Here is a 17,988-nt window from a genome sequence, read left to right on the forward strand (position 1 = left end):
AGGAGTGGGTTCATGAACGTGGAGGAGTTGAAAACCTTATTTTACGACGAAGTGGCCAAATGCAACCATTGCGGATTCTGCCTGGCCCACTGCCCGATCTACACGATCACGGGCCGGGAATGGGCAACGCCCAGGGGGAAGAATGCCCTGATCCGGGCGGTCATCGAGGGCAAGATCGACTGGACCCCCGAGATCGAAGCCACCCTCTTTCGGTGCACGGGTTGCCGGCTCTGCACCCAGACCTGTTTCCCGGCGGTCGAGACGAACCAGGGCGTCCTCGCAGGTCGGCAATGCCTCGTGAACCGGCGGCTCTATCCGAAGGTGATCGATCAGGTGACCGAGGCCTTGGAGACCCGCCATAATATCCTGAATGAACCCAACGAGAACCGGACTCTCTGGCTGGAAAAACTGGAGGGCCTTCCAGAGCATCGGTTTCAGAAGGAGAGGGCGAAGGTCATCTATTTTGTCGGGTGTGTTTCCGCTTTCTACCCCATGGCCCAGAAGATCCCCCAAACCTTCGTCCAGATCTTAAGCCGGGCCGGGGTCGACTTCACCCTTTTAGGGGGCGAGGAGTGGTGCTGTGGATTTCCCCTCATCCAGGCCGGGATGAAGGAGAAGATGGAGGAGTTGATCGAACACAACCAAGAGAGGGTGAAAGCCATAGGGGCGGAGACGGTGGTCTTCGCCTGCCCCTCCTGCTTCCATACGTGGAAGGAGAAGTATCGGACCGAAGCGGAACTCCTCCATTCGACCCAGTTCCTCGAGCGTTTGATCGGTGAGGGGAAGATTGTCTTTCGCAACGGCGTCGAACGGAAGGTGACCTATCACGATCCCTGCGATCTGGGGAGAAACAGCAAGGTCTTCGAGGCGCCGAGAAACGTCCTGAAGCAGATCCCGGGCCTGAATCTCGTGGAGCTTGAAGGGAACCGACAGTTGAGCGTCTGCTGCGGTGGGGGGGGAGATCTGGAGATGATCGATCCCAGCCTTTCCTCGGCCATCGCCCAGAAGAAGATCGAGGAGATCCAAAGAACCGGGGCGGACGAGGTGGTGACCTCCTGCCAGCAGTGCATCCGGACGATCTCCGGCTATGCCCGAAAGAACAAGATCAAATTGAAGGTGCGGGACATCACCGAGGTCGTTCTGGAGGCGATGGGGTAGGGTTTTGTCTGGCCTGATCCAGTAACTTTCTCAACGCCTCTTCGACTTCTTTGCCCGGCCTTTTGAGGGGCGATCTCGGATCGCCTCCGAAGTAGCCGTTTAGATCCATCGCCATCTTTAACCCGCCGATCCCGTAGGTGACCGTGACCGCCTTGGCCAGGGGCGTCAAACGGTTCTGCAGGGCGGCTGCCTCCTCCCATTTCCCCTGTTTGAAGAGGGTGAAGAGCCGGACGCATTCTTCGGGGATCGCGTTGGCCACCGCGAGGATCCCGCCCACGGCTCCGACGCAGAGGGCGGGAAAGAAGACCGGCGCCGAGCCCACGAAGACCGCAAATCCCTTCTTGGAGAGATGGACGATCTCGCTCAGCTGACCGATGTTGCCCGAGCTGTCTTTGATGCCCACGATATTGGGATGGAGGGAGAGTTTGGCCACCCATTCGGCGTCGAGGTTGATCCCCGTGAACTGGGGGACGTTATAAAGGAGGATCCCCATCTTGGAGGCATCGGCCACGGCGAGGAAGTGGTCGTAGAGGACCTGGGGCTTCATCGATCCTTTGAAGTAGGAGGGGGTGACGACCAACCCATAATCGGCTCCTGCCTGGGCGGCCTGATTGGTCAGACGGATCGTCTCGCGGGTCGATTCGGCGCCGGTGCCCACGATCATGACCTTTGATGAGGGAATCGATCTCCTCGAGACCTCGATCACCTTCCTCTTCTCCCTCTCGTTCAAATAGACGGCCTCACCGTTGGATCCGAGGACCAGGTATCCCGAAAGGCCGGTCCGATTCCACTTCTTGAAGTTCTCCTCCAGTCGCTTGGTGGAAAGGTTTCCTCTCTCAAAAGGGGTCGTAATGGGAGGGATGACACCGCCGAGTTTCATCAGGCTCTCCTTGGTAAGGGGGGATGGGACATCTCCGGGTCCCATTATAAGAGAAAAGAGATCTTAAATCCAACCCGATGCGGGGTTAGCCTTCTGCTCCTCGACCAAGATTCCCATTTCTCCCCCTTTGGTTGGATTCAAACCTTAACCGAAGACACACAATCCTAACCCCATCTTCAACAAACTGTAACATGCATGGGTTAGCCTCGGTTTTAAATTTTCATGAAAGGAGGCGGTGAAATGGATCGAGCGAAACTCATCTCCCTATTATTCATCTCAACAACGCTGTTGACCTTCCTTTCCCCGGCCATGGCACAAAAAATCGAGCTTCAGTTCTGGCACGGGCTGGCCCAACCCTTGGGAGGGATTCTCGAAAAGATCGTTGCCGACTTCAATGCCTCTCAGAACCTCTATCACGTGAACGCCACTTTCAAAGGTTCTTATCCGGAGACGATGGTGGCGGCCATTGCCGCCTACCGGGCCGGCAATGCCCCCCATATCGTCCAGATGTTCGAGGTGGGTACCGCCACCATGATGGCGGCCCGGGAGGCCATCAAGCCTCTGTACGAATTGATGAAGACGACCGGGGTGCCTTTCGATCCTAAAATCTACGTTCCTGCGGTCCGGGGTTATTACAGCCTCCCGGATGGCCGGATGATGTCCACTCCCTTTAACAGTTCCACCGCCGTCATGTTCTATAATAAAGATGCCTTTCGAAAGGCGGGCCTGGACCCCGAAAAACCCCCTCGAACCTGGGCCGAATTGCGTTCCTATGCCCAGAAGATCCGGGCAGCCAATGCGGCCAATATCGGATTCACCTGCGCCTGGCCCACCTGGACCCAGTTCGAGCAGTTCAGCGCAATTCATGATGTCCCCTTTGCCTCAAAGGCCAATGGCATGGATGGCCTAGATGCGGTCTTGATGATCAACAGCCCTCTTCATATTCGCCATGTGCAGACCCTCATCGATATGCAGAAAGAAGGCTCTTTCAAATACGGGGGTAGGGATTCGGCAGGAGACGCCCTCTTTCCCTCCGGAGAGGCCGCGATCATCCACGCCTCTTCGGGATTGCGGGCTCGCATATTACGGGAGGCCAAATTCGAATGGGGAGTGGCCACGCTCCCTTACTATGAGGATGTCAAGGCCGCGCCCAAGAACTCCATCATCGGGGGAGCCAGTTTCTGGACCATGACGGCTCCCAAGAGGACCGCAGAAGAATACAAGGGGGTGGCCGAGTTTTACCGTTTTATCAGTCAACCGGAGGTGGTGGCCAAGTGGCACATGGAGACGGGCTTCCTTCCCATCACCTTTGCCGGTTATGAGAAGGTCGTGGCCTCGGGCTATTACAAACAGAATCCGGGAGCCGACCTGCCCTTCCGTCAGCTCACCCGGACCGAGCCCACCGAGAATTCCCGGGGGTTGAGATTGGGCAACATGCCGGAGATCCGGGTCATCATCCAGGAAGAGTTGGAAAAGGCCTTACAGGGACAGCAGACCGCAGCCGAGGCGATGGATAACGCCGTCCGGCGCGGCAATGTGGTCCTCCGAAACTTCGAACGGCTCCACCGTCAGTAAACGATCGATTTCAAGGACTCCTTAGGGGGGCACCCCATGGGCCCCCCTTGGCAAGGATGGGGATGCAGCGTCGTGTCATTTTCCACAACAAACTCCTTCCCTATGTGCTCTTGGCCCCCCAGATTTTGCTCACCCTCCTCTTCTTTTTCTGGCCCGCCTTTCAGGCCGTTTTCCAATCCGTTTTTATCCAGGACCCTTTTGGACTGAGGGCGACATTCGTCGGGATGGAAAATTTTAAGGCCATCCTCTCCGATCCGTATTATCTTCATTCCGTTCGAGTCACCCTCATCTTCGCCTTTGCCGTGACGGCGATCGCCATGGCAAGCGCCCTCTGGCTTGCCGTGATGGCCGATAAACAGATCAAAGGTGCGGGGATCTACAAGACCCTTCTCATCTGGCCATACGCCGTGGCCCCTGCCGTGGCCGCTGTGCTCTGGCTGTTCATCTTCCATCCTTCCATCGGAATCCTGGGACGGGTTTTGCGAGAGCTGGGAATCCTCTGGGACTACAAGCTCAACGGCACCCAGGCCCTGTTCCTGGTGATCCTGGCCGCCTCCTGGAAGCAAGTCAGTTATAATTTCCTCTTTTTTCTCGCAGGGCTTCAGGCCATTCCCAAATCGGTGTTGGAAGCGGCCTCGATCGATGGGGCCGATGAACGGAAACGTTTCTGGACCATCGTCTTTCCGCTTCTCTCCCCGACCACCTTCTTTCTCCTGATGGTCAATCTGGTCTACTCCTTCTTCGATACCTTCGGGGTGATTCATGCCCTGACTGGCGGAGGGCCTGGCAAGGCCACCGAGACGCTCATCTACAAGGTCTACTCCGACGGGGTCATCCATCTCGACTTAGGGGGGTCCTCCGCCCAGTCCGTCATTTTGATGATGATCGTGATCGCCTTAACCGCGATTCAATTTCGTTACGTGGAAAGGAAAGTCCACTACGGATGAAAGGGTCCCGGCCACGGGCCAACTGGAAGTCCCATTTCTTTCTCCTCGTCGGGGTGGCGGTCCTGGCCTTTCCTGTATATGTGGCCTTTGTGGGCTCGAGCTGGGATGCGGCAACGATCGCCCGGGGAGAGATGCCCCTGAAGCCTGGCCCCCACCTGCTGGATAACTATCTTCAGGCCTGGGGGAAAGGGGCGGGCCAACGGGTCTGGGGGGTTCCGGTCGCACGGATGATGTTCAATAGCCTGGTCATGGCCGTGGCCATCACCTTCGGCAAGATCGCCATTTCCATCCTCTCCTCCTATGCGGTCGTATTCTTCCGTTTTCCTGGCCGGATGTTCTTTTTCTGGATGATCTTCGTCACCCTCATGCTGCCGGTAGAGGTGCGGATCATCCCTACCTATAAGGTGATCTCCGATCTGGGGATGATCAATTCCTATCTGGGGTTGACCATTCCCCTGATGGCCTCTGCCACGGCCACGCTCCTCTTTAGGCAGTTCTTCCTGACCATCCCGGACGAGCTCGTGGAGGCGGCCCGCATCGACGGGGCAGGGCCGATGAGGTTTTTCTGGGATACCGTTCTGCCCCTCTCCCGGACCAACATCGCGGCCCTTTTCGTCATCATGTTCATCTATGGGTGGAACCAGTACCTTTGGCCCCTTCTGATCACGACCAGCAAAGAGATGGGCACAATCGTCATCGGTATTGTCAAGATGATCGGCACGGGAGATGCCCAGACCGACTGGCAGATCATCATGGCGGCCACCGTCTTTGCGATGATGCCGCCCGTCATGGTGGTGATCTTTATGCAGCGATGGTTCGTCAAGGGGTTGATGGAAACGGAAAAGTGAGAAGGGACGGTTTTATGAGAAACGTCGCGGTCCGTCTCGTGAATATCAAAAAAGATTTCGGCAAGATACGGGTCATCGAAGGGGTCAGCTGCGAAATCAAAGAGGGGGAATTTATCGTGATCTTAGGCCCTTCGGGATGCGGAAAGTCCACCCTGCTTCGGATCATCGCCGGGCTTGAAACGGCCACCGAGGGAGAGGTTTTCATCGGGGGGAAACTGATGAACCAGGTGGAACCCAAGGACAGGAATATCGCCATGGTCTTTCAGAATTATGCCCTCTATCCCCACATGACCGTTTACGATAATATGGCCTATGGCCTCAAGGTGCGGGGGATGGCCAAGGAGGAGATCGAAGCCCGGGTTAAAAAGGCTGCCGATATCCTGGGATTGGAGGGGTTGATGAACCGCAAACCCCAGCAGCTCTCCGGGGGTCAGAGGCAGCGGGTGGCGATGGGCCGGGCCATCGTCCGGGAACCCTCGGTCTTCCTCTTTGACGAACCCCTCTCCAATCTCGATGCCCAGCTCAGGGTTCAGATGCGACTCGAGATCAAAAAGCTCCATCAGTCGGTGAAGACGACGAGCATCTATGTCACCCACGATCAGGTTGAGGCCATGACCCTGGCGGACCGGCTCATCGTGATGAACGCGGGCCGTTTCGATCAGGTGGCCACCCCCCTCGAGGTCTACCACCGTCCCGCGACCCTCTTCGTCGCAGGCTTTATCGGATCTCCCGCCATGAACATGATAAAGACGGAGCTTTCTCCATCGGGTGCTGCGGTAAAAATTCCCGGGGGACCCTGGTTGCCCCTCGCCCGCCCCATCCGCCTGGCCAAAGGAAGGGAAGTGATCGTGGGATTGAGACCGGAGCATGTCCTTCTTTCTCGGGAGGGATCCGCTGCCCTCACCCTCCACGTGGATGTGGTGGAGGTGTTAGGAGCCGATACCATTGTGCATGGCACGTTAGTGAAGGGTCAGGCTTTGACGATAAGGCTTCCCGGGGGTATAAAGATCAAAGGAGGAGAGCGGCTCCATCTGCAGACGGAGGCCGATCGTCTTCACCTCTTCGACCCGGAGACCGGCCAGAGGCTTAATTAGAGCCCCTTCCTCGCCCAGGCCTTCCGGGGACGGGGATTCCCCAAAAAGCCGGTTTAAAATCCCATCTTGGAGGACCAATCCCTCAAGTTTGGGTCGTTTTTCGGGAAGCGGCATGTCAGGCTTTTCCAAGAGTCCTAAAGAACTTTTGAAACTTAGGCCATGGGCGGGTAAATTCGAGGTGGTGGTCGTTGCCCACCGGGGTTTTTCGGCGGTGGCCCCGGAGAATACCCTCGCCGCTTTTGAACGAGCGATCGAAGTGGGGAGCGACATGATCGAGCTCGATGTCCGCCTCTCAAAGGAAGGCGAGGTCGTGGTGATCCATGATGAAACGCTTAAACGGACGACGACGGGCCAGGGGAGGGTGATCGACCAGACGGTTGGAGAGCTAAAATCGGTGGACGCCGGTTTTAAATTCGATCCCTCTTTCAGGGGCGAGCGGATTCCCAAACTCAGCGAGGTTTTGGAATTGTCTCGGGGAAGGATAAGGGTCAACATCGAATTGAAGATAGGAGACTATCGTCCGTGGACGATTCTATATTTAACAGATCGGGTCCTCGCCGAGGTGGAGCGCCTCGACATGCTCGATCAGGTGATCCTCTCCTCCTTCGATCCCCATCCACTTGAATGGGCCTTGAACCTGCGTCCCTCCATTGCCGTGGCCTATCTCTACAGCCGGCCCTGGACTCATCCTCGGGAGGTGACCGGGGGAAGGCCCTTTCCCATCCTCCATTGCTTCAAGTCGGTACTGACCAAGGAGAATATCCTCCGGGCTCATCAAGAAGGAATCGGAATAGGCGTCTATACCCTCAATACCGAAGAGGAGATGGCGAGGTTCGTGGAGATGGGCGTGGATGCCATCATCACGGATCATCCGGACCGGCTCATTCGCCTCCTGAAAAAGGAACCTCCTTAACCCCCTTTGACCGAAGGGGAGGGGTTCTTGCTTGGCAGCCTCCGTTCAGGGAAGCCCGGCAACCGCCCTCGGGTGTGCCTTCCTGTGCGGCCTCTCCTTCGGTTTCTGGAAAGATGGAGGGAAGGGCATCTCCCCTTGAGGCAGATCAGGAGAGGATGATCGTCGTTCCGCCGATCCCCCAGCAGTAGTAAGAGAAGAGGGAAAGCTTTCCAAATCGAATCACCCTCATCAGGAAGGCGAGGGCGAGAAGGCCGGTCAGGAAGGCGATCCCTGCGGCCACGGATGCGGCCTGGAATTCGGCGAAGGAGTTCACTTCACGGAGTTCTAAAACCGTGGCCCCCAAAATGGCCGGGATCGAAAGGAGAAAGGAGAACCTTCCTGCCCACTCCCGATTCAACCCCAAAAAGAGGCCCGCGGCGATGGTCGCTCCCGATCTCGAGATGCCTGGGAGGAGGGCGATCCCCTGGGCGGTTCCGATCAGGACGGCATCAACCCACCTCATTTCGGTCGCCCCTTTTTTCCCATTTTGAAACCACCGGGTCAGAAAAAGCATCGCCCCCGTGATCAGGAGCATCCCGGCCGCCCATTTGGGTTGGATGAAGAGGGGCTCGATCCGGTCCTTGAGAAGGACTCCCATGAGGCCCGTCGGAAGGGTGGCAACGGCGATCAGGGCAAAAAGCCGCGTGCCAGGGCCCCCCTTCCTTTTTTTCAAGAGGGCCGATCCCGTTTGGACCAAAAGGATCTGAAGGTCGTTCCGGAAGTACAGGACGACCGCGAGGAGGGTCCCGAAGTGGACCATCACATCGAAGAAGAGGTGGGGTTCTTTCATCCCGAAGAGAGACTGGAAGAAGACGAGATGGCCTGAGCTGCTGATGGGAAAAAACTCGGTCAGCCCCTGAACGATGCCGAGGAAGGCCGCCTCAAAGAAGGTCATCGCCTCTCTCATGCCCCCACATCTCCGATGGCCTTCTGGACCTTCTCCTCGACCAGCCTCTTGATCTCCTCCAGCCTCTTTTCGGTGGAGGCCTCGAATCGGAGGACGAGGACCGGCTGGGTGTTGGAGGCTCGCAGAAGTCCCCAGCCGTCATCGAACTTCACCCTCACCCCGTCCACATCGATGATGGGATAGTCCTTCTTCAGGGCCTCCTTCACCTTCTCCACGACCTTGAATTTGATCTCGTCCGGGCAGGAGACCCGGATCTCGGGGGTGATGTGGGTTCGAGGGACATCGGAGAGGAGACCGGAGAGCCTCTGATCGGTATTGGAGAGCAGTTCGAGGAGCCGGCAAGAGGCATAGATGGCATCGTCGTAGCCGAAGTACCGGTGGGCGAAGAAGATATGTCCGCTCATCTCTCCTCCCAGTGCGGCCTTCTCCTCCTTCATCTTCTCCTTGATCAGGGAGTGACCGGTCTTCCACATGATCGCCCGGCCCCCGTGTTTCTCAATGTCTTCGAAGAGGGTTTGAGAGCATTTCACCTCTGCGACAAAGGTGGCGCCCTTCTGCTCCTTGAGGATTTCCCTGGCGAAGAGTATCATCAGCTGGTCGCCCCAGATGATCCTCCCTTGGTCATCCACGACGCCGATCCGGTCGGCATCGCCATCGTAGCCGATCCCGACCTCGGCCCCTGTTTTTAATACCCTATCGATCAAATCCCTCAAATTTTCTGGGATTGTGGGATCGGGGAAATGGTTCGGGAACCGGCCGTCGATGTCGCAGTAGAGTTCTTCCACATCGCAGCCCAGCTCCCTGATCAGGGGAGCGGCCACGACGCCTCCCGTCCCGTTTCCTGCGTCGATCACCACCTTCAACCGTTTTGAAAGACGGATGTTCTTTTTGATGAACGCTTGGTAGGCCGGGATGATGGGGAACTCCGAAAGGCGTCCCTGGCCCGAGACGAAGTCTCCCGACTCGACCAGGCGGCCCAATTTCTGGATCTCCTCGCCGAAGATGGTGCTCTTCCCCACGGAGACCTTGAATCCGTTGAACTCCGGCGGGTTGTGGCTGCCGGTGACCATCATCCCCCCCTCTCGATCGAGATGGAAGATCGAAAAATAATAGACGGGGGTGGGACAGACCCCGATGTTGACCACATCGCAACCCGTCGAGAGGAGCCCCTCGATCAGGGCCTCGCAGAAGGCCTCGGAGCTGAGCCTCCCGTCCCTTCCGACGACGAGCGATTTTTTGCCAAGGCGATTCATGTAAGTTCCAAACCCCCTCCCCAACCGCCTGACGATCTCAGGGGTCAGATCCTTATCCACGAGGCCTCGAATGTCGTATTCACGATAAATCTGGGGATTGATCTTCATGGACGCCTCCACCTTTCCCGATAAAGGTTGTGAAGGGAAATGGGACGATACGGACACGATCGGCCCTCTGCCGCGATCATGAATACGTTATCTCATTTCTCGCAAACATTCAACCCGCCGGGTTTCTTTGACTTTTCGGGGGGGATAGGCTAAATTACCAAAGCCGAGGAAAACTTATGGAGATCAAAGCCATCCGCGGATTTAATGACGTCCTTCCTGAGGAAGTTGGAAAATGGCAGTTTGTTGAGGCCACGGCGAGGGAGGTCTTCGGGGGATTCGGGTTTTCAGAGATACGTATCCCCATTCTGGAACGGACCGAACTCTTTGCCCGCGGGATCGGAGAGGCCACGGACATCGTCGAAAAGGAGATGTATACCTTCATCGACAAAGGGGGGACGTCCTTGACCCTTCGGCCCGAGGCGACGGCCTCGATGGCCCGGGCCTACCTCGAACACAGGCTCTACACCTTCGATCCGGTCGCCAAGCTCTACTGCATCGGCCCGATGTTCCGTTACGAGAGGCCCCAGAAAGGCCGCTACCGTCAGTTCCACCAGATCGATGCCGAGGTCTTCGGCGTGGCCAACCCTGTGGTCGATGCCGAGGTGATCCTCATGCTCGTCCATTTTCTGCGGAAGGTGGGGCTCGAGAAGCTTGAACTCCAGATCAATTCCTTGGGGTGTCGGGAGTGCCGGCCTGGGTATCGGGAGCGGTTAAAATCCTATCTATCCGAAAGGGCGTTTCGGCTGTGTGAAGATTGTCAGAGGCGCCTCCAGACCAACCCCCTCCGCATCTTCGATTGTAAGGTCCAGGCCTGTCAGGAGGCCATCGCCGAGGCTCCCAAGGTGAGCGAATTCATCTGCAGGGCCTGCGAAGACCATTTTGAGAAGGTGAAGGCGTATCTCTCGACCGCCGGGCTCGACTATGTCCTGAACCCGAGGATGGTTCGGGGCCTCGATTATTACACCCGCACGGCCTTCGAGGTCATCTCCTACGATCTGGGCGCCCAGAATGCCGTGACGGGAGGAGGCCGCTATGACAACCTCTTTCAGGAGATCGGCGGGCTCGACATCCCCGGCATCGGATTTGCGATTGGCATGGAGCGGTTGATCTCGCTCCTGCCACCGGAGAGGTCCTTTAACCGGGGGCTCGATCTTTTCATCGCTGCCCTTGGGAAGGAGGCCGAGAGGGAGGCCTTCCGTCTTGCAAACCAATTCCATCTGGAAGGGATCCGGGCCGAGTTCGACTACGAAGGGAAGAGCCTGAAGAGCCAGATGAGGCGGGCCGATAAATTAGGGGCCAGATATGTGCTCATCTTAGGGGAGGAGGAGATGAAACGGGGGAGGGCGATCCTGAGGGATATGGCCGGCAAATCTCAGGAAGAAATCCCCCTGGAGGATCTATCGGGGAGGGTCAAAGATAAGATTCAAAAGGGTTGATTCCTCTTGCGTTTGGTGGTATATTTTAGTCGTTTGCGAAGAACGACAGACCTTCCTCTCCGAGCGTTCGCTGGGGGATCGTTCAACGGCAGGACAACGGACTCTGACTCCGTGAATCGAGGTTCGAATCCTCGTCCCCCAGCCACTTACATCCGACATCCAGATCCATCCCCATTCACGCCACGAATCGAAACGGAAGGGAGCGAAGGGCAGAGATGAAAGCACTTGTCCTTGCCGGGGGTTCTGGAACCAGGCTCTGGCCCTTGAGCCGGAGAAACTATCCCAAGCAGTTTCTCAAACTCCATGAAGGCAAATCCCTTTTGAGACAGACGGTGGAGAGGCTTGCCAAAGTTCTCTCCTTCGATGAGATCGTGGTGATCACCAACAAGGAATATCAATTCTACGTCAAATCCGATCTCCCCGAGATCCGGCACCTCCTCTTCGAGCCGGAGGGCAGGAACACGGCGCCCGCGATCGCCCTGGGGATCCGGTACTGTCTCGAACGGCTCGGGTGCGGGGAGGAAGAGGTCCTCTTCCTCTCCCCCTCCGACCATATCCTTCGTCCCGAAGAAGAATTTATCCATTACCTCAAAAGGTCTGAGGAGGTTGCCCGCAAGGGGGCCGTGGTGACGTTTGGAATCAGGCCGAATCGGCCTGAGACCGAATACGGGTATATCAAGGTTCGGGTGGATGGGACAGAGGGTGGGCAGGCCACCGACCAGGGCTCCCCTACATTTTCCGAAAGGCCAAGGGAGGCCCAGGGTCCCTTTCCCGTGGAGCGTTTTGTAGAAAAGCCCGATTACGAAACGGCCAAACGTTACGTGGAGGAGGGGCACTACTACTGGAATTCGGGAATGTTTGCCTTTCAGATCGGGGTCATGAGGGAGGAGATCGAAAGGTACGCTCCCGCGATCGGGGAGATCCTCCAGAAGGATGTCGAGACGATGATCGCCCAGTTTCACCGGATGCCCGAGATCTCGATCGACTACGCCGTGATGGAGAAATCAAACCGCGTCTGGATGCTTCCCCTCGGGCTCTACTGGAACGACGTCGGGTCCTGGGACTCCCTGCACGAAGTTCTACCGCGAGATTCAATGGGGAATGCTACGGTGGGGGAGGTCCTGACGCTCCAGGCCCGGAACTGTCTGGTCTTCGGCAGCAAACGGCTTCTGGCGTTAATCGGCCTGGAGGATGGCGTCGTCATCGACACAGAGGATGCCGTTTTGGTGGCCCGGAAGGGAGAGGCGCGGAGGGTGCGGGAGATTGTCGCCCAGCTCAGGGAAGCTGGCAGGAGAGAGGTCTCCGAGCATGTGACCAACTATCGGCCCTGGGGGAGTTATACGGTTCTTGAAAGGGGGCCTCGTTATAAAATTAAACGGGTGGTGGTCAATCCGGGACAGCGGCTCAGCCTCCAGACCCATGCCCACCGGTCCGAACACTGGGTCGTGGTCCAAGGGACGGCCCGGGTGACGATCGGCGAGAGGAGTTTCCTGGTCCACGAGAACGAATCGGCCTTCGTGCCGAAATCGACCCTTCACCGGCTCGAAAATCCCGGGAAGATCCCAGTGGAGATCATCGAGGTCCAGAACGGCGAATACCTCGAGGAGGACGACATCGAGCGCTTTTCCGACGACTACGGCCGTTCAGGCCTTCTCCCTTCTCAAAATCCCTGAGGGCCCTTCTTCAAGGGGATTTCCTAAACCACCTTCATTCGCCTTTCGAGAGGGAAGCCCTGATAAGCCATCCGCGTGTAATGGGCGATCACCTCCGCCACTGCCTTCTCGTCCCGCTGACGGGTATCGATCTCTATGAGATGAAAGGCGCTTTTGTTCTGGGCGATTTCGAGGGTTTGGCGAAACTTCTGGTCGAGCACTTGGAGCGTCGCCTCATGTTCATGGAGGTGGAGCCAATAGTCCCTTCCATAAGTCGTCTCGGGATGATCTATGGAAATCCTTTTATAAATCCGCTCGATCGCCATTTGGATAGGGGTGTCCAGGAAGAAATAGAGATCCCGGAAGGGTAACCCGGAACATTTTTGGGCCCACATCAATTTCTTTGCCACATCCATCTTTCGACTGATCGTTGGATAGTAAAAGTGGCTATAGACGACCGGATCGATGATCATACAGCGGGTGGTCATGATCAAAACCGGTCGGTACCTTCGAATCATGTAAGGTTCAAGCCACCCCTGGAAGAGGACAAAAAGGAATCGGGTCAGGCCGATCCATGTTCTTCTTCGGGTGGCATCGACCCTTTTAAACAATTTTTCAAAAAAATCGGCTATTTTGGGAAGACAGGGGGTGATCCCCCCTTGATAGATGAAAAAAGGATTCCTCCCCGTTTTACAGATGGAGAATCGGTGGCTGAGATTTTGGATGGCCTTCAGGGTCGTTGTGCTTTTCCCGGACCCATCGATCCCGACGATGGATATCCGAAACGGATCCATTTAAGGATTCCTCCTGTAAACGATCACCTTTTCCATGGATTCTTCCCCGAATCGCCCCAATTCGACAAATCCCTCACGGAGGGCATCCCACCCAGAAGGGTCCTTCTGGGCCTCTCGCTCTCGAAGGACCAGATAGAAGCCATTCCGTTCTTTCATCCAACCGATGGCTTGTTCAATCTTTATCCTATCCAAATCGAGAAACTCAAATCCCCCTTCGGCATAGTAGGCCACCCTCGGGATCGTTGTAAACAAGGTTTTCCCCCTCCCCAGATGTTCCTTTATCCATATCCCCGCCCACTTCTCTGGCAGCCGCTCGTAACGCTGAGGTTTAAGGGTCTTGGGAAGGAGGATCGCTGTGATGAGCATCAGTAGAGTTGTCCAGAGGAAGATCCCTCTCGTTTTGGGGCTTAAGTGGGAGAGCCGCCCGTTCGATTCGACTTTACGCCTCAACCCCTTGGAAAAGGCCTCCAAACCGAAGCCCACCCAATAGATTGAAAAGAGAAGTAACGGGAGGACATGCCGTCCACTAAAGTGGAAAGCCTGGATCCCCCCTTCGTTTCCCCATACCGTAATGTTAAGAGCGAGAAGAAAGAGAATCACATAATGGAGCACAAAACAGAAAAACAGAAAGCCTTCCCCATTCCTAAAAAGGTTGGATCTCCTCGAAAGCCCCCCCAAGAGCAGAAGGAGAAGATAGAGGGGGTGATAAACTCCCACCACCTCCTGGTTCACCTTTTTTAAGGCGAACAGCCCTCTGTCCAATAGGGGGGGGCGATCCCCCTCCCCTCCCAGACCGAATAATTCGAAGATGGATTTGGTCTTACTTAGGGTCCATTCTCCCGTGATCTCCTTTAGGGAAAGGAGGTAAGGGAGGGAGAGGACAAGGGCCGATAAGCTCAAAAAGGAGAGGGCGATCCATCGGTCCAACGGTTTCGAAAAAGGCTTCGCCCAAAAAATATAAAAAAAGGTGACGAGCAAGACTTCCACTCCATCAGGCCTGACGAGATAGGCCGGAAGAGACCAAAGCGGAATGAGCAAAAAAGAGAATTTTTCTTCCCTGTGGAGGGTTCTCCAGGTCAACCAGAGAGCCATGGCGAGGAAGAACAGATAGGTGGATTCTTTGAGAACATCCGCAGAGAATCTCCGGATAGAGGGATGAAGGGCCAAAAGCAGGGTCGAGAGGAAAGCCACCCTCTGATTGAACAATTGCTTGCCCAGGAAATAGAGGGGGAAGACCAGGAGGAGGCCCATGAGCGAGGCCACCAACCTTCCTGCGATTTCCATATCCGGGATTAACGACGAGGCGAGGGCCATGAGAAAAGGGTAGAGCGGTTGTTGTCCCGTTGTTCTCAAGGCCTCACGAAAGGTTCCCGTGCCAAAGGCTTTGGCCAGAGGGATGTACTGAAAGGCCCCGTCCAACGAGATGACGTAGGTTCGAAAGAAAAGGTAGAGACTTAAAGGGAAAGAGATCAGGAGGAGGAGAATGAGATAGCCTCGGTCGTTTTTCATCCGGCACCAAATCCTCAAGGGGTCGGACACCTAATAAGCAGACTTGCTAAAGAAGCCTTTCCACAACGTCATCAATAGGATTTTCAGATCGAAACCGATGGACCAGTTCTGGATGTAATAGAGGTCGTATTCGATCCTTTTTTCGATGGAGGTATTGCCTCTCCAACCGTTGATCTGGGCCCATCCCGTCATCCCCGCCTTGATCTTGTGTCGCAACATGTAGGAGGGGATTTTCTTTCTAAATTCCTCCACGAATTGGGGCCGCTCCGGTCTGGGGCCCACCAGGCTCATCTCTCCTTTAAGCACATTTATTAACTGGGGGAGTTCATCCAGGCTGGTCTTTCTCAAAAAAGCGCCCAGCTTCGTCCTTCGGGGATCGTTCGGGGATGCCCAGATCGGGCCGGTCTCTTTTTCGGCATCCATCCGCATCGTCCGGAATTTGAGGATTTCAAAGGGACGGCCGTCCATCCCCACCCGGGTTTGTCGGTACAGGACGGGACCCTTTGAGGTTATTTTAATCAGGAGACCGATGGCCGACATCAAGGGCGACAGGGCGAGGAGGATCAGACTTCCCAGGAGAAGATCGAGGAGTCTTTTGAAAACATATTCCCACCCGAACAAGGGAGATCCCTGCAGGCTGACAAGGGGAAGGCCATCTAATTCATCGGGGCCTCCTCTCAATCCCAAAAATTCATAGGAGGCGGGCACCACCTTCACCTCGGGCAGGTCCCCCAAAACTTTTTGAACCATCGGTCCGAAAAAACCATAATCGTTCACTGAAAGGGCAATAAAGAAGATGTCCACCGCCTGTTCCCGCAAGACCTTTTCGAGGTCTTCATAATGACCCAAGATCGGGAGGTTATGGATAGATCTTCCGATATGTTGGCGATCTCCATCGAGAAACCCGATCACCTTGATCCCCAGTTCCGGATGGGAGTCAATCTTCTCGAGCAGGCTCCGGCCGAGCGGTCCGGTTCCGGCCACCAAAGCAAATCGAAGATTATATCCCCGTTCTCTGATTTTTCTGAGAAGCGATCTTAACACGACCCTGAGAGAGAAAAGTCCTATGAGGCCCAGGACCCAGAAATAGAGAAAAGCCAGCCGTGAAAATTCAAAACGCCTGAAGAGATAAATTAGCGCGATCAATAAGATCGTGGTAAGGGTGAGACATCTTCCCAATTCATAGAGTTCGCGAAAGAAATGGTCAACCCGTCTCGGTCGATAAAGGTTACTTTGATACGATAGGATTGCCCAGAGACCTAAAAGGAAGGGGAGGAACTGTAGATAGAGTCCCATCTCTGGGGTCCCGAGAATGGGGGGGCGGATGAAAGTGGTGTGAAACCGAACCATATAGGCAAGGACCCAGGCGAAGGTCAGGATCAGAAGATCCGAAATAAAAAAGAGGGATTTAAAAAATCGAGCGTGTTTCTTTAACATGGAACCCCAATTTTCCTTCGAGATATTTTTTGACCTTCTCTTTGAAGATTTCACGATCCCATTGGAGAGAATGGTTTCGAATCGATTCGGGGTCGAATTCCTTCTCGATTTTAAAAAAACGATTTATAGTTTCGATCAAGGAGTCGGCGTTGGGTTCAAAAAAGAAGAGGCCGGTGGGACACCTCTTGCCCCGGGCGTCCTCCCCTATGACCGATTCCAGCGCCCCTCCTTTTCCATAAGCGATCACAGGCCGTCCGGAGGCCATCGCCTCAAGAGGGACGATTCCGAAATCTTCCTCTCCCGGGAAAATCAATGCCCGGCATCTCGAATAGTGGTCCGCAACGATCTCATCCGGTTGCCAGCCCAAGAAACGAATGTTGGCCCCGGCCTTCGATTTGAGCCTTTTCTCCTCTGGGCCCGATCCAATGATGATCAGGGGATACTTCAGGCGTTTAAAGGCTTCCATGGCCAAGTCAATCCTCTTGTAGGGCGAGAGGCTTGAGACGATCAGAAAGAAATCCTCTCGACGATGGGAAATCTTGAACCGCTTGGTATCCACAGGAGGGTGAATCACCTCGGCTTCCCTTCGGTAATATTTTAAAATCCGCTTCGCCACATGGTGGGAGATACACGAATAATGGTCTACCCGCTGGCTCGAAGCCACGTCCCATAGCCGCAAATAATGCATCGCCACCGAGATCACCTTACTCTTTCTGTCTCCAAAGTAGTCCTTGAACATATCCCAAGCATATCGCATCGGGGTAAAAAGGTAGGAGAGATGAAGCGAGTCCGGGGGAGGGATGATCCCTTTGGCCACACAATGGCTTAAACTTATAATTAAATCGTAGCCCCTCAGGTTGAAATGTTCAATGGCCATGGGAAAAAGAGGTAAGTAGGTTCTATAGTTCCGTTTTGCGAAGGGAAGCTTTTCGATGAAGGAGGTATGAATGGCCCTCTGTTCGATGACCCGTGAAACCGAACCGGGGATATGGAGGAGGGTATAGATAGGCGCCTCGGGAAATAACTCACAAAAGACCTCGAGGCATCGTTCACCACCCCTCATCCCCGTAAGCCAATCATGGACAAGAGCGATCTTCATCCTTTTCTTATCTATTTCGACTCTATTTCTTCTTGCTCAAAAGGTAAAAATTGAATGAAGCGTGGGCGAATAAAGAAATATTACCATTATTTCTTAACCTTTTACAAGAAGAGCCCTGCTCCGGGCCAATAAAAAACCCGGCCATCCATTCCGATCTCGGGAAGGCCGGGTTCTTTGGAAGCCTTTCTTTTTAATCGATCGCTGAAAGGTTCAGCCTAACAGGGATATCGCTGGGATGCCCCCCCCAACCTACACCATAAGGCGAACCTCCAGAGGAGGGGATGATGTACCACCCACCGGTTTGGCCTCGGTAGATACAAATATCAGTCTTACCATCTC

Annotated in this window: 15 protein-coding genes and 1 tRNA gene; 9 read left to right on the forward strand and 7 right to left on the reverse strand. The window is 55.3% G+C overall.

Annotated features, from left to right (window positions below; translation table 11 throughout):
• The first annotated feature begins 12 nt into the window (after nt 1-12).
• Nucleotides 13-1,158 (forward strand): (Fe-S)-binding protein, encoded by a 1,146-nt coding sequence (locus N3G78_12695; protein MCX8118769.1) that lies wholly within the window; start codon nt 13-15, stop codon nt 1,156-1,158.
• On the opposite strand, the gene N3G78_12700 is transcribed toward N3G78_12695, so the two are convergent.
• Nucleotides 1,127-2,038, reverse strand: coding sequence for a dihydrodipicolinate synthase family protein (locus N3G78_12700; protein ID MCX8118770.1), 912 nt, complete (start codon nt 2,036-2,038; stop codon nt 1,127-1,129). The two genes, N3G78_12695 and N3G78_12700, sit on opposite strands and share 32 nt — an antisense overlap.
• A 240-nt stretch (nt 2,039-2,278) precedes the next feature.
• Between N3G78_12700 and ugpB the strand changes: the two genes are divergently transcribed.
• The 5 genes from ugpB (at nt 2,279) to N3G78_12725 (ending at nt 7,415) form a co-directional block, all read left to right on the forward strand.
• On the forward strand, nt 2,279-3,613 hold the full coding sequence (ugpB, locus tag N3G78_12705; GenBank protein ID MCX8118771.1) for a sn-glycerol-3-phosphate ABC transporter substrate-binding protein UgpB: 1,335 nt from the start codon (nt 2,279-2,281) through the stop codon (nt 3,611-3,613).
• Between the two features lie 62 nt (nt 3,614-3,675).
• Nucleotides 3,676-4,560 carry a sn-glycerol-3-phosphate ABC transporter permease UgpA gene (gene ugpA / locus N3G78_12710; protein ID MCX8118772.1) on the forward strand — a complete coding sequence of 295 codons (885 nt, stop codon included), beginning with the start codon at nt 3,676-3,678 and terminating at the stop codon, nt 4,558-4,560.
• Nucleotides 4,557-5,408, forward strand: a complete 852-nt coding sequence (gene ugpE, locus N3G78_12715; GenBank protein MCX8118773.1) for a sn-glycerol-3-phosphate ABC transporter permease UgpE — start codon at nt 4,557-4,559, stop codon at nt 5,406-5,408. The genes ugpA and ugpE overlap by 4 nt, the downstream gene beginning before the upstream one ends.
• Before the next feature lie 14 nt (nt 5,409-5,422).
• Nucleotides 5,423-6,502, forward strand: a complete 1,080-nt coding sequence (gene ugpC / locus N3G78_12720) for a sn-glycerol-3-phosphate ABC transporter ATP-binding protein UgpC (GenBank protein ID MCX8118774.1) — start codon at nt 5,423-5,425, stop codon at nt 6,500-6,502.
• A 145-nt stretch (nt 6,503-6,647) separates the two neighbouring features.
• Nucleotides 6,648-7,415: a glycerophosphodiester phosphodiesterase family protein gene (locus N3G78_12725; GenBank protein MCX8118775.1), complete on the forward strand. Its 768-nt coding sequence runs from the start codon at nt 6,648-6,650 to the stop codon at nt 7,413-7,415.
• Between the two features lie 145 nt (nt 7,416-7,560).
• On the opposite strand, the gene N3G78_12730 is transcribed toward N3G78_12725, so the two are convergent.
• Both N3G78_12730 and N3G78_12735 read right to left on the reverse strand, forming a co-directional pair.
• Nucleotides 7,561-8,349 carry an undecaprenyl-diphosphate phosphatase gene (locus N3G78_12730; GenBank protein ID MCX8118776.1) on the reverse strand — a complete coding sequence of 263 codons (789 nt, stop codon included), beginning with the start codon at nt 8,347-8,349 and terminating at the stop codon, nt 7,561-7,563.
• Nucleotides 8,350-8,357: 8 nt separating this feature from the next.
• Entirely contained in the window at nt 8,358-9,722 is a 1,365-nt protein-coding gene (locus tag N3G78_12735; GenBank protein MCX8118777.1) for a phosphomannomutase/phosphoglucomutase, read from the reverse strand.
• A gap of 176 nt (nt 9,723-9,898) precedes the next feature.
• Here N3G78_12735 and hisS point away from each other — a divergent pair, with 176 nt between their 5' ends.
• From hisS to N3G78_12750, 3 genes are all read left to right on the forward strand, one after another.
• A complete protein-coding gene (hisS, locus tag N3G78_12740) occupies nt 9,899-11,158 on the forward strand; it encodes a histidine--tRNA ligase (protein MCX8118778.1) in 1,260 nt (419 codons plus the stop codon).
• Between the two features lie 71 nt (nt 11,159-11,229).
• Nucleotides 11,230-11,303, forward strand: a tRNA-Gln gene (locus N3G78_12745).
• 70 nt (nt 11,304-11,373) lie between these two features.
• Entirely contained in the window at nt 11,374-12,831 is a 1,458-nt protein-coding gene (locus N3G78_12750) for a mannose-1-phosphate guanylyltransferase/mannose-6-phosphate isomerase (GenBank protein ID MCX8118779.1), read from the forward strand.
• Between the two features lie 23 nt (nt 12,832-12,854).
• Here the strand turns inward: N3G78_12750 and N3G78_12755 are convergent, their stop codons facing one another.
• From N3G78_12755 to N3G78_12770, 4 genes are read right to left on the reverse strand one after another with little or no spacing between them, the layout of a single operon-like run.
• Nucleotides 12,855-13,604: a hypothetical protein gene (locus N3G78_12755; GenBank protein MCX8118780.1), complete on the reverse strand. Its 750-nt coding sequence runs from the start codon at nt 13,602-13,604 to the stop codon at nt 12,855-12,857.
• Nucleotides 13,605-15,113: a glycosyltransferase family 39 protein gene (locus N3G78_12760; GenBank protein MCX8118781.1), complete on the reverse strand. Its 1,509-nt coding sequence runs from the start codon at nt 15,111-15,113 to the stop codon at nt 13,605-13,607. It abuts the gene before it with no gap.
• 30 nt (nt 15,114-15,143) lie between these two features.
• A complete protein-coding gene (locus N3G78_12765) occupies nt 15,144-16,550 on the reverse strand; it encodes an undecaprenyl-phosphate glucose phosphotransferase (protein MCX8118782.1) in 1,407 nt (468 codons plus the stop codon).
• A complete protein-coding gene (locus N3G78_12770; GenBank protein MCX8118783.1) occupies nt 16,522-17,649 on the reverse strand; it encodes a glycosyltransferase in 1,128 nt (375 codons plus the stop codon). The genes N3G78_12765 and N3G78_12770 overlap by 29 nt, the downstream gene beginning before the upstream one ends.
• Nucleotides 17,650-17,988 lie beyond the last annotated feature (339 nt).

This window comes from Thermodesulfobacteriota bacterium, from assembly GCA_026415035.1.
Taxonomy (GTDB): domain Bacteria; phylum Desulfobacterota; class BSN033; order BSN033; family UBA1163; genus RBG-16-49-23.

Bases quoted from the DNA above. Each gene is read 5' to 3' on its own strand.
- N3G78_12770 (MCX8118783.1), bottom strand. From the start codon at position 17,649: ATGAAGATCGCTCTTGTCCATGATTGGCTTACGGGGATGAGGGGTGGT.
- ugpC (MCX8118774.1), top strand. From the start codon at position 5,423: ATGAGAAACGTCGCGGTCCGTCTCGTGAATATCAAAAAAGATTTCGGC.
- N3G78_12700 (MCX8118770.1), bottom strand. From the start codon at position 2,038: ATGAAACTCGGCGGTGTCATCCCTCCCATTACGACCCCTTTTGAGAGA.
- N3G78_12735 (MCX8118777.1), bottom strand. From the start codon at position 9,722: ATGAAGATCAATCCCCAGATTTATCGTGAATACGACATTCGAGGCCTC.
- N3G78_12760 (MCX8118781.1), bottom strand. From the start codon at position 15,113: ATGAAAAACGACCGAGGCTATCTCATTCTCCTCCTCCTGATCTCTTTC.
- N3G78_12730 (MCX8118776.1), bottom strand. From the start codon at position 8,349: ATGACCTTCTTTGAGGCGGCCTTCCTCGGCATCGTTCAGGGGCTGACC.
- ugpA (MCX8118772.1), top strand. From the start codon at position 3,676: ATGCAGCGTCGTGTCATTTTCCACAACAAACTCCTTCCCTATGTGCTC.
- N3G78_12765 (MCX8118782.1), bottom strand. From the start codon at position 16,550: ATGTTAAAGAAACACGCTCGATTTTTTAAATCCCTCTTTTTTATTTCG.
- N3G78_12755 (MCX8118780.1), bottom strand. From the start codon at position 13,604: ATGGATCCGTTTCGGATATCCATCGTCGGGATCGATGGGTCCGGGAAA.
- N3G78_12695 (MCX8118769.1), top strand. From the start codon at position 13: ATGAACGTGGAGGAGTTGAAAACCTTATTTTACGACGAAGTGGCCAAA.
- ugpE (MCX8118773.1), top strand. From the start codon at position 4,557: ATGAAAGGGTCCCGGCCACGGGCCAACTGGAAGTCCCATTTCTTTCTC.
- hisS (MCX8118778.1), top strand. From the start codon at position 9,899: ATGGAGATCAAAGCCATCCGCGGATTTAATGACGTCCTTCCTGAGGAA.
- ugpB (MCX8118771.1), top strand. From the start codon at position 2,279: ATGGATCGAGCGAAACTCATCTCCCTATTATTCATCTCAACAACGCTG.
- N3G78_12750 (MCX8118779.1), top strand. From the start codon at position 11,374: ATGAAAGCACTTGTCCTTGCCGGGGGTTCTGGAACCAGGCTCTGGCCC.